The sequence below is a fragment of the Maribacter sp. genome, assembly GCF_049667165.1.
Classification (GTDB): domain Bacteria; phylum Bacteroidota; class Bacteroidia; order Flavobacteriales; family Flavobacteriaceae; genus Maribacter_A.
Genome location: NZ_JBATHS010000204.1, coordinates 1 through 11,211, shown reverse-complemented (window position 1 = coordinate 11,211; position 11,211 = coordinate 1). Strand labels below are relative to the sequence as shown.

General features: G+C 40.7%; 12 protein-coding genes. 10 read left to right on the top strand and 2 right to left on the bottom strand.

The genetic code is table 11. From position 1 onward, the window contains the following. From WBM98_RS10245 to WBM98_RS10210, 8 genes are all read left to right on the top strand, one after another. Positions 1-291, top strand: a 291-nt coding sequence (locus WBM98_RS10245; protein WP_424365928.1) for a coproporphyrinogen III oxidase, incomplete at its 5' end; no start/stop codon positions are given. After that, positions 292-891, top strand: coding sequence for a hypothetical protein (locus WBM98_RS10240; RefSeq protein WP_424365927.1), 600 nt, complete (start codon positions 292-294; stop codon positions 889-891). Between the two features lie 45 nt (positions 892-936). Further along, entirely contained in the window at positions 937-1,926 is a 990-nt protein-coding gene (gene hemB, locus WBM98_RS10235; protein WP_424365926.1) for a porphobilinogen synthase, read from the top strand. Positions 1,927-1,997: 71 nt separating this feature from the next. Beyond that, positions 1,998-3,326 carry a serine hydrolase domain-containing protein gene (locus WBM98_RS10230; RefSeq protein WP_424365925.1) on the top strand — a complete coding sequence of 443 codons (1,329 nt, stop codon included), beginning with the start codon at positions 1,998-2,000 and terminating at the stop codon, positions 3,324-3,326. 40 nt (positions 3,327-3,366) lie between these two features. Further along, positions 3,367-4,488: a CNNM domain-containing protein gene (locus WBM98_RS10225; RefSeq protein ID WP_424365924.1), complete on the top strand. Its 1,122-nt coding sequence runs from the start codon at positions 3,367-3,369 to the stop codon at positions 4,486-4,488. Then, positions 4,488-4,961 (top strand): methylated-DNA--[protein]-cysteine S-methyltransferase, encoded by a 474-nt coding sequence (locus tag WBM98_RS10220; RefSeq protein ID WP_424365923.1) that lies wholly within the window; start codon positions 4,488-4,490, stop codon positions 4,959-4,961. Before WBM98_RS10225 ends, WBM98_RS10220 begins: the two co-directional genes overlap by 1 nt. Before the next feature lie 250 nt (positions 4,962-5,211). Further along, positions 5,212-5,925, top strand: a complete 714-nt coding sequence (locus WBM98_RS10215; RefSeq protein WP_424365922.1) for a 3'-5' exonuclease — start codon at positions 5,212-5,214, stop codon at positions 5,923-5,925. 55 nt (positions 5,926-5,980) lie between these two features. Next, positions 5,981-6,391, top strand: a complete 411-nt coding sequence (locus WBM98_RS10210; protein WP_424365921.1) for a hypothetical protein — start codon at positions 5,981-5,983, stop codon at positions 6,389-6,391. Here WBM98_RS10210 and WBM98_RS10205 read toward each other — a convergent pair. Then, positions 6,388-7,362 (bottom strand): endonuclease/exonuclease/phosphatase family protein, encoded by a 975-nt coding sequence (locus WBM98_RS10205; protein WP_424365920.1) that lies wholly within the window; start codon positions 7,360-7,362, stop codon positions 6,388-6,390. The two genes, WBM98_RS10210 and WBM98_RS10205, sit on opposite strands and share 4 nt — an antisense overlap. A gap of 77 nt (positions 7,363-7,439) precedes the next feature. Between WBM98_RS10205 and hflX the strand changes: the two genes are divergently transcribed. Next, a complete protein-coding gene (gene hflX, locus WBM98_RS10200; protein WP_424365919.1) occupies positions 7,440-8,651 on the top strand; it encodes a GTPase HflX in 1,212 nt (403 codons plus the stop codon). A 583-nt stretch (positions 8,652-9,234) separates the two neighbouring features. On the opposite strand, the gene WBM98_RS10195 is transcribed toward hflX, so the two are convergent. Continuing rightward, positions 9,235-9,693 (bottom strand): hypothetical protein, encoded by a 459-nt coding sequence (locus tag WBM98_RS10195; protein WP_424365918.1) that lies wholly within the window; start codon positions 9,691-9,693, stop codon positions 9,235-9,237. A 786-nt stretch (positions 9,694-10,479) separates the two neighbouring features. Here WBM98_RS10195 and WBM98_RS10190 point away from each other — a divergent pair. Continuing rightward, a partial coding sequence (locus WBM98_RS10190) for an alpha-L-fucosidase (RefSeq protein WP_424365917.1) occupies positions 10,480-11,211 on the top strand: 732 nt, incomplete at its 3' end.

Here is an 11,211-nt window from a genome sequence, read left to right as displayed (position 1 = left end):
GTAGGGGATAGTTTTCTGGAAGCGTATGTGCCTATAGTCGAAAAACGAAAAAAATTTGCCTATACAAACGAACAACGCGATTGGCAGGAAATTCGACGGGGTCGCTATGTTGAATTCAATCTGGTGCATGACAAGGGTACCTTATTCGGTTTAAAAACCAACGGCCGCATCGAAAGTATCCTTATAAGCCTGCCTCCGCGTGTACAATGGCGCTATGACCATCAACCAAAAAAGGGTAGTGATGAGGAGCGACTTGTACATCGGCTAAAAAATCCTAAAAATTGGACATAAATGACCACACGTTTACTTCTAATACTGTTCATTTTATTTTTTCCACTGTACTCCTGTAATAAGTCCAAACCTACCAAAAGCGATATGGAAATTGCATTTACCCAAGATACCTTAGCCGTAGGATTCACCTATTGGTGGCCAGAATCGGGTCCCTTTTTGGGGCTATGTGGGGATGAACTCACCTTGGTGTTCAGTGGCACTGTTACCGAAATCCTTCAACCTACGGATGAAGCTGGACCCCTATACACTTCCCAAAAAGGATTCATAAAGATTGACCGGGTCTTTAAGATAAAGGAGTTGGGACCGAACATCTATGCCAACCAGCAGTATTTTGTTTCCGATTGTTTCGATGGGCTTGACTTAAGAAAAGGAGATCAGGTATTGGTTTGTTGTTATGATTATGAAAATGATTTAAGTATCCCCGGAGGAAAATCCATTTTAAAGATCGATGCCTTGGATGACCCCTTGATCACCTCCATAAAAATATATATCGATGCGGACCAAAATCCGAAAAAAATCAAAATGGATATGAAATTATGGGAGAAATACGGTCTTGATGATGCCTTGCGTAGGATTTTGGAGTGTGAGGAATCAAAATAGTAGGTTATCCCAATTATAAGTAACTTTAATGCATAAAAAAAAATTATGTATCCGATTATAAGAAACAGAAGACTTCGCACATCAGAATCGATCAGAAGATTAGTGCGGGAAACAAGTATTACTCCCGATGACTTTTTGGTTCCCTTATTCGTAGTCGAGGGCAAGGGCATCAAAGAGGAAATCGCATCGATGCCCAACTATTACCGCATGAGTTTGGACTATTTGGAAAAGGAAGTGAAGGAACTTTGGAACATGGGCCTTTGCGCGGTTTTACTTTTCGTAAAAGTGCCCGACAATCTTAAAGATAATAAAGGTTCGGAAGCCTTGAATACACACGGTCTAATGCAATTGGCCATTAAAAAGGTTAAAAATGCATGTCCGGATATGTTGGTCATGACCGACGTAGCCCTAGATCCTTATTCGTCCTATGGCCATGACGGTATTGTGGGCAACGGGCAGATCTTGAATGATGAAACCCTTGAAGTCTTGGCCGAGATGAGTGTCTCCCATGCCGAGGCAGGCGCTGATTTTGTAGCCCCAAGCGATATGATGGATGGCCGCATCCTATCGATTCGCGAAGCTTTGGAAGATGAAGGGTTTACGAATACCGGAATCATGAGTTATAGTGCGAAATATGCGAGTGCTTTTTATGGTCCTTTCCGCGATGCCCTAGATTCCGCCCCGGTGGACCTAAAAAATGTGCCCAAGGATAAAAAAACCTACCAAATGGATTTTGCCAATAGATTCGAAGCGATCCGCGAAACCCAATTGGACATCGATGAAGGAGCGGATATCGTTATGGTAAAACCCGGAATCGCCTATTTGGATATTGTTCGTGAAATACGGAATGAGGTCGATGTACCTATTGCCGTATATCAGGTATCGGGTGAATATGCCATGATTAAGGCCGCAGCTGAAAAAGGATGGTTGGATCATGATGCGGTGATGATGGAACAATTGATGGCCATTAAAAGGGCCGGGGCCAATATTATTGCCAGTTATTTCGCGAAGGATGTGGTACGGCTTCTTGGATAACCAAAGGCACATCCCAACATTAATGGGTTAGTAGGAATCTTTCTTCAAAATTATCGATAGGTAACATACTAATGAAAAGAGCCTTATTTATACTTATTGGTTTATTTTTAATGAATGCCCGTGCACAGGAGGATACAAGGGTGTCACTGCCCTTCAATGTTGATGAAGGTTTGGCCTTCGGAACCCTTTCGGCCATGGGCATGGATTCTACTTTCATTTATAACAAAGTCGATTCCATCATAACGAACGGTATAAAAAATAAAGCCTTTCCAGGCGCCCAAATATTGGTGGCCAAAAACAGCACGTTGGTATTTCATCAAAGTTACGGGTACCATACCTATGACAGCCTTCAGCCGGTATCAAATGATGATATGTACGATTTGGCCTCTGTGACCAAAATTACGGCGCCCTTATTGGCTATCATGAAGTTGGTGGATCAAGGTAAGCTTGATCTCGATGTACCTTTTAGCACGTATTGGACCGATTGGAAAAACATAAAGGATAAAAAGGACCTCACGTTACGGGAAATTCTGGCCCACCAGGGCGGACTTACCCCCTATATCGTTTTTTTGAACAAGGTGATCAAGAAAAACAAAAAGTTAAAACGAAGGTTCGTACGAACCCGCGCAAATTCAAGATTCAATGAACAGGCTTATGATGATCTATTTGTTAAAACCCGTTTTAACCATAAAATGTATCGCATTATCAATCGGTCAAAGGTTAATGAGAAAAAAAAATATACCTATTCCGGCCTGGCTTTTTTAATATTCCCCAAGCTCATTGAACAGCTATCGGGCATGTCGTATGAAGCCTATCTCAACCAGAATTTTTACGGGCCTTTGGGAACATCCACGTTAGTGTTTACGCCTAAAACCAAGAACTTTCCAAATAAAATCGTGCCTACCGAATGGGACACCTTGTTCAGACATTCGCTTACCCAAGGCTGGGTACATGATGAAAATGCCGCCCTTCTAGGGGGTATTTCGGGAAACGCGGGCTTATTCGCAACCGCAACCGATTTGGCCAAACTCATGCAGATGTATCAGAATTATGGCACATTCAACGGGCATCGATTTATCTCGGAAGCGACGTTGAAGGAATTTGCCCGTGTACAATATCCTGACAATGATAACCGTAGAGGCTTGGGTTTTGATAAGCCCTTATTGGGTAACGACACCTTAAGCTTAGAAGAGGCCTATCCTGCACCTGAGGTCAGTTCCCAAAGCTTTGGGCATAGTGGTTTTACAGGGACTTTCGTATGGGCGGATCCAGAAAACCAATTGGTATTTATTTTTCTTTCCAATCGGGTTTATCCAACACGGGAAAATAGAAATCTCTATGACCTTAATATCAGGGGGGCAGTACAGCAAGTGTTTTATCAATCTATATTGCAGGAATAACTTCCAATTATCACTATTTTAGTCAGCACAAACCGATTTTATGGGATTATTGTTTTTTTTCGCTTTTGTTTCCATCTTTTTCTCTTTTCTATGCTCCATATTGGAGGCGGTATTGTTGAGTATTACCCCAACATTCATTAATCTAAAGAAAAAGGAGGGGAAGGGATATGCCGAAACCTTGGAAACCCTGAAGAAGGATGTAGATAAACCTTTGATCGCCATTCTTACCTTGAATACCATCGCCCATACGGTTGGTGCCATTCTTGTCGGTGTACAGGCCAAAGTGGCCTACACTGAATTGTACGGCAATGCCCAACGCAGTATACTGGGAATCGAATTCACCGAAGACGTCATGGTCGGTGTTGTCTCTACCTTGATGACCATTTTGATATTGGTAGCTTCCGAGATCATTCCCAAGACCATAGGGGCCACCTACTGGAGAAAATTGGCGAATTTCACGGCGAAAGCCTTGAAAATAATGGTCTTGGCCTTGAAATGGACCGGGCTTTTATGGGTCTTACAGCTCTTTACCAAGCTTGTGGGGGGAAAAGGCCATCATGGCAGTGTCCTGAGTAGGGAGGATTTTACAGCCATGGCGGACATCGCCCATGAAGAAGGGGTATTTCAAGAATCAGAATCGATCGTCATAAAGAACTTGCTGAAATTCGATGAAATTTTGGCCAAGGATGTGATGACCCCTAGAACGGTCATGAAAATCGCCCCTGAAACCAAAACCATAAAGGCTTTTTTCGATGAGAATCCCAAGTTGCGGTTTTCCCGAATTCCGGTATACAGTGAAAAGGTTGATAATATCTCTGGTTTTGTTTTAAAGGACACCATATTGGAGGAAATGATCAATGAAAATGGCGGCCTACCCTTATCAAGCATAAAAAGGGATATTCTTGTGGTAGACCGCAATAAACCTATTCCTGACTTGTTTGAAACATTCATCTCACAAAAGCAACATATTGCACTGGTCGTTGATGAATATGGCTCGGTGAGTGGCTTGGTATCTATGGAAGATGTCATAGAGACACTCCTTGGGCTTGAAATTGTTGACGAAAGTGATAATGTGGACGATCTACAACACCTTGCTCGGGAAAATTGGAAGATACGGGCAAAACGCCTCGGATTGATCGATGAGAATGCCAACATTGACTAATGGAAACAGCGTTTATACATACGCCCTTGGGAATCGCCAAATTGGAAGGTGATGCAGCTGGATTGGCTTCCATTACCGTTTTGGATGACCAACTCCCTGAGAGCACGGTAATTCCTGAAGAACTCGAAGACGCCATCTATCAGCTACGGGAATATTTTAATGGGCAACGCCAGACCTTTAGTTTGGCATTGAATCCCACAGGAACCGATTTTCAAAAAAGGGTATGGGATGCATTACAGGAAATTCCGTTTGGTAAAACGGTTTCATATCTGCAATTATCAAAAACCCTAGGCGATGCCAAGGCCATCAGGGCCGTTGCCTCGGCAAACGGGAAAAACCCTTTATGGATCGTCATTCCGTGCCATCGCGTCATTGGCAGTGATGGTTCTTTGATCGGGTATGCAGGCGGACTTCATCGTAAAAAATGGCTGTTAAACCACGAAAGCCCGGCAAGGCAGCAATCCTTATTTTAAAACTTTTCGACCGTCCGGTCTGTTTTTCAAAAGAAGGCCCTAGAATATTGCCATTTTGCGCATTTCATCGAGTCTATTTGACACTAAATTGAGTTTTAAGGTCTTAGATGGCCTTAAAACGCCTCGTATTGCAGACCGTTTGGTCGGTTTTTACCCTTTTTCAAAATTCTTCGATTTTTCAATAAATTCATTCTAATTATTGCGGTATTCGATGCGATTATTATATTCGATTTTGTTTGTATATTTAAGTATGCTATACAAAATCGACCTAGAGAACATCTTGTTTTTGGATATAGAAACCGTTCCTGAAGTAGCGGATTATGCCGCACTGGATGACGCCAAAAAAGAATTATGGGAGCACAAATCACAGTACCAGCGAAAGGAGGAATTTACGGCGGAGGAGTTTTATGATCGTGCTGGTATTTGGGCCGAATTCGGTAAGATCATTTGTATCTCGGTAGGGTATTTCCATATCAAAGGGGATATAAGGGAGTTTAGGGTAACCAGTTTTCATGGGGATGAAGCCAAGTTATTGAAGGAATTCAAAAACCTTTTGGACACCCATTTTAAATATCCAAAGAATTTATTATGCGCCCATAATGGCAAGGAATTCGATTTTCCCTATATCGCCAGGCGCATGATCATTCATCGTATCAACCTACCCTATAAATTAGACCTCTTTGGCAAGAAACCATGGGAAGTTCCCCATTTGGATACCATGGAACTTTGGAAGTTCGGCGATTACAAGCACTATACTTCCTTAAAACTCATGGCCAATATCTTGGGTATTCCCTCGCCGAAAGAAGATATCGATGGTAGTATGGTACGTGACGTCTATTACCAGGATAAGGATTTGGAGCGGATCATCACCTATTGCGAACTTGATGTGGTAACAACGGCACAGGTATTCTTACGATTGCGCAATGCTGAATTATTGGAAGATGCTGAAATTAAAAAGATCTGAATAAAGAAGAATATACTGAATATTAAAATTATGGATTACACCCAAAACAAGCGATATGGAATTTTTTAGGATTGTGGACGTCGAAACTTCTGAAGATTCAATTACAGGGATCCTAACCTTGAAAAATCTGGAAAAAATGTCCGATGAACTAATAGTGTTGGATCAAATAGATGATAATACCGCTTTTATCGGAGGTATTTGGGGCGAGTTTACCTTAGAGCGTAGTATCATTAAAGGTGGATTGCGTTTTGCCCTAAAGGAATGTCCCAATGCCTTGGCATGGACCATTACCACAGGGTATCCTCCCGCAACTGATGCGTTGGTCGTTCATTTGACCATCAATAGGAAAGAAAAACCCTTCGATTTTATTGAAGAAGTCGAAGCGTTTCTTGAAGATCATTGTAACAAGTTAAGCACCCTCTTTTTGAAGATGAGCATCAATCCAGGGATTGAAAGCAAAGCTTAAGCATTGTACTTCAATTGAATATAAACCGGAAAGTGATCGCTATTACCACCGATGTACTTACGCCCAGCATAAGTGCGATAAGGGGTTCCCTTGTATTTCCCCTTCCATTCGGTCAATTCATGTTCATCAAAAATATTGGCATGGGCAAAACTATGGGTCCCTTTCTCATAGTTAAAGAAATTATGGGAAACGATAATCTGATCGAACAAACTCCAACTTCGTTTATAATTGGCACTGCCCCTAACCGGCGATCCCATTTTCTCCATGGGATTATAAAGATTCGTATCCTTCAGCAACCATTGAATACTTTTGGAATCAGGGTTGTCATTGAAATCCCCCATAATGATGTAATTGGGGTTTTCATGGTCTGATTCAATTTGAGCCATTTTTGATTTAATGGTCTTCGCGGCTTCCATTCTTTTATAATCGGTGACTACGTCCCCATCCCTTCGGGAGGGCCAATGATTTACGAAAAGGTGAACCGTTTCCCCATTTAGTTTACCATAAACATAAAGAATATCCCTTGTGGTGTCCCGTTCACCCGCAAGATTATAGACCATTAAAGGAATGGGTTCGGAATACATGACCTCAAAATATTCTTTATGGTATAATAAACCAGTGTCTATACCTCTTTCATCTGGGGAGTCATAGTGCACGTAACCATAATCCACGTCCTTTAAAGGCTCCGAATTGATCAAATCCTGAACGACCATTTCATTCTCGACTTCGGCTATCCCTACCAAGGCCGGCGGTCGGGCTGTGGATTCAAGACCTATTTCCGAGATGGTAAGTGCCAGTTTATGCACTTTTTTCCTATAGCGTTTTGGCGTCCATTTTTTAAAACCTTGTGGGGTAAAGTCATCATCCAAGGTATTGGGGTCGTCAATGGTATCAAAAAGATTCTCAAGATTGTAGAATGCTACCGTATGCAGACTTTGTTTCTTTTTTTTCTTGAAAAGGGAGAATAACATGCATTTGAATTAAGAGGAAGCAAATTTACAAAAATAGCTTGCTCAGTATTGTGTAAATTTGCACATTAAATAAAACCATGTTAGAAAACAAATCCATAGAATACGAAAAAGTAGTCCTCATTGGGGTGATCCATAAGGAACAAGATCAGGAAAAGGTAGACGAATATCTAGATGAGTTGGAGTTTCTTACCTATACCGCTGGTGGGGAAGTTGTGAAACGATTTGTCCAACGTATAGATGTACCGAACCCAAAGACAATGATCGGGAGTGGCAAAATGAAAGAGGTCGAGGATTTTGTTGATGAACACGAGATTGGCTCGGTTATTTTCGATGATGAACTAACACCGGGGCAACAACGTAATATAGAAAAACAATTGCGGTGTAAAATATTGGACCGTACGAGTCTTATTCTCGATATTTTCGCACAACGCGCCCAAACCAGCTATTCGAGAACCCAGGTAGAGTTGGCACAGTACGAGTATCTTTTACCGAGACTAACAGGTTTATGGACCCACTTGGAGCGTCAAAAAGGGGGTATTGGAATGCGCGGTCCCGGGGAAACAGAGATTGAAACGGATAGGCGTATTGTGCGTGATCGTATTTCATTGCTCAAGAAAAAGCTTACCAAAATAGATAGGCAAATGGAAACCCAAAGAGGGAATAGAGGGGCCCTAGTACGGGTCGCCCTAGTGGGTTATACCAATGTTGGCAAGTCTACTTTGATGAATGTCATCAGTAAAAGCGATGTTTTTGCAGAAAATAAACTTTTTGCCACGTTGGATACCACGGTGCGCAAAGTTGTTATTGGCAATCTCCCTTTTTTACTCAGTGATACCGTGGGATTTATACGTAAACTGCCAACGCAGTTGGTCGAAAGTTTCAAAAGCACCTTGGATGAAGTGCGAGAGGCGGATCTCTTATTGCATGTGGTGGATATAGCACACCCGAATTTTGAGGAACATATTGCATCGGTAAATAAGATATTGGCAGAAATTGACAGTGCCGATAAGAAGACCATTATGGTGTTCAACAAAATAGACCAGTACCACCATCAAACAATTGATGAAGATGATCTGGTCACGGAAAGGACCACCAAACATTTTACCATTGAGGATTGGAAACGTACTTGGATGCAGCGCATGGGGGAAAATGCTTTGTTTATTTCAGCTTTGAACAAAGAAAACCTGGATGAATTTCGTAAAAGGGTCTATAATGTGGTCAGGGATATACATATCACCCGATTTCCGTACAATAACTTTCTCTATCCAGAACACTTGGACCAATATTAAGTGGCCTAAAATATGGCTGAGCAGTGCCATTCATCGAGGAAATCGTACCGTTAATTTTTTCACCACATGTATGGTCGCATTCACAACATAATTTAGGCCCCATTGACCTTGTGGGCTATCTTTACATTGTAATTAAGTGATAGTGTTGACCCCAAATCAATCCATGAACTTAACTTAAAACACAAGAAGGTTTCCCCAAAACCTTCACTTAACCTACCCAAGCTGAACCAATTTTACGAACCTACTTAACTAAAAAAACGCTCTTTGAAAAAAGGGCGTTTTTTAGTTTAAATGTTTTTTTCAGCGGTTGTTATCTAGAACAAAAAGTGCCATTCATCGAGGAAATCATACCGTTAATTTTTTCACCACATTTATGGTCGTGTTCACAACATAATTTAGGGCCTATCGACCTTGTGACTTATCTTTACATTGTAATTAAGTGATAGTGTTGAACCCAAATCAAACCATGACCTTAACTTATAAAGTGTAAGTTCCCCAAACATACACTAAACCTATACAAGCTAAGACCAAATAGTACGAACCTACTTAACTAAAAAAATGCCTTTCGAAAGAGGGGCATTTTTTAGTTGTTGATTTCTTCCAGTATTGTTCCCCCTAATTCATTTAAGCTAGCATAGGTTTCCGCATCCATCTGTTTGCGGTAGATCCTGATTTTTACTTTACCATCCGTCATCGCAATAGTGTACTCCGGTTTCTTGTTGCTGTTGGCCTTTTTCCAGATCTTTTGATTTTTTAGGGATTCTCCGGCGCCAAGAATTCTAGTGACGATAGTGTTCAAGGCCTCTTTTCTATCCTTTGGAAAAAACAGATTCACCTTATATAACCTATTGGTGAGCTTAAGACTGTAATGATCATCAAATTCATCGATCAATGTAAATCCCTTTGTATCTGAGACACTACCATATACTGTGACCGAGTCGGGCGTTAGGAGAAAAACGCGGGAATCTTCCTTGGCCTGCGAATATATTTTCGGTAACATAATGCATATAAGAACCAAGGCTAGCAATATTTTTTTGTTCATCGTTCGATTTTGTATTTCGATTTTCGGTGTTAATCGACGTAAAGTAATCAATTAAATAATGCATTTCATCGATCATACTATACAATTTACCTGATTTCACTACATAATTCAGGCCATTCACAACAAATATTTACGCATATGCCCCCATGGAATTACATTCGCCCTGTATTTATGATTATGTATTGCGTCCCAAATGCATCACGAGCTAACCTATAAATAAGTATTTGGAATTAACCAGACCAAAATCGATTAAAGTAACTTTTTTGACTGTTTGATTCAATTTGGAATAACCTATTTAATGAAAAAGCCCTGACTTGAATGTCAGGGCTTTTTTTTTCGGTGACCTACTTAAATCCATATAAAAGTATTGCCTTCATGAAGCTATGAATGCTATGGAACTTACCATGATTATTGGCCCTTTTTAATGTTTTTTAAAGTAATACGGGCTTAAAGTAACAGAAAGTACGTAAGCAGCAATATATAGTAGTAATATGATGATGTATTTATCCATTTGTATTCAAAAGCTGTAGTATATACGAATCAAATTCTTAAAAAGTTGCCATCAAAAGTGTTAATTTGACAGATTAATTGTTAAAAACACAATTGATCCCAATTGAAAACCGTCATTCTAAGAGTCGGCTCTTTTCGTTTTAACTTTCTATATAAAAAGTTAATTATACGTTATTGAAATGCAAAAATTCATTCCTTATAATTACAGGAACCGGTAAAGCTTTTATATATTTAATACTTATAATTTGTTTTTTATCCACCTAATCCAATACATCCATGAAAATCAGTAGATCCTTGTTCCTGCTAATAGCTATTTCCGTACTAACCCATGCTATGAATGCGCAGGAGGGCTATATGCCCACCAAAGAAAATCTGGAAAATCGGCAATGGTTCCAAGATGCGAAATTCGGAATGTTCGTGCATTGGGGGGTGTACAGTGTTTTAGGCGGTGGAGGTGATGCAGGTATCGCAGAGTGGATTATGCAAAACAAAAAGATCCCTATAAAACAGTATGAAAAAGTACCTTCCTTCTTCAATCCCATCAATTTCGATGCGGCCGAATGGGTTCGAATGGTCAAGGATGCGGGCATGAAATACATTACCATTACCAGCAAGCACCACGACGGTTTTGCGATGTATGATTCAAAGATATCCGACTATAACATCGTTGATAAAACACCTTATGGGAAGGATGTGATAAAAATGATGGCCGAGGAATGCCGCAAACAAAATATTAAACTCTTCTTTTATTATTCGCAGTTAGACTGGCATCATCCCGATTATTATCCTAGGGGAAGAACCGGACAGGAATTTACCGGAAGGGATGAATCGGGAAACTGGGAGGAATATCTCGATTATATGAATGCCCAATTGACCGAATTGCTTACCGATTATGGTCCCATAGGGGGCATATGGTTCGATGGAATGTTGGATAAAAAAGATGCCGATTGGCAACAAGGAAAGACCTATCAACTGATACATAATTTACAACCCGGGGCATTAATAGGC